This window comes from Pseudomonas sp. YuFO8 (assembly GCF_035065025.1).
Lineage (GTDB): Bacteria > Pseudomonadota > Gammaproteobacteria > Pseudomonadales > Pseudomonadaceae > Aquipseudomonas > Aquipseudomonas putida_AE.
This window is the reverse complement of sequence record NZ_JAXDEQ010000216.1, coordinates 1-379: the sequence shown is the minus strand read 5'-3', so window position 1 is coordinate 379 and position 379 is coordinate 1. Positions and strand designations below refer to the sequence as shown.

At 53.0% G+C, this 379-nt stretch carries 1 pseudogene; it reads left to right on the top strand.

Annotated elements, in window-relative coordinates:
* Nucleotides 1–379: pseudogene (locus SOP95_RS32065) on the top strand (acyltransferase); the annotation flags it as partial.

The window sequence follows — 379 nt, the reverse complement described above, 5'->3', positions numbered from 1 at the left end:
CTTCATCGTCCCCATGGTGATCGGGCAATTTCTGTTTGTATGGCGAGCCTTTATTCACCTCAGAGCGCTCCCCGCACCCGGGAAACGTGCCTATCTGGGTCGTGCGCCCAAGGTCTTTGGCCTGGAACACATCACGCTGGGTAATAATTTCAGAGTAGGTGAAGGGCTCTGGCTGCACGCGGTCTCTCAATATCTCAAGTTCATGTATCAGCCGCAGGTCGACATTGGTGAGAACTTTTCCGCCAGCGACCATTTGCATATAGCGTGCTGCAACAAAATAACGATTGGCCGCAATGTCTTGATGGGCAGCAAGATTCACATCACCGACCACTCCCACGGCGACTATTCGGGGGAAAACCAATCCAGCCCCTACGAAACA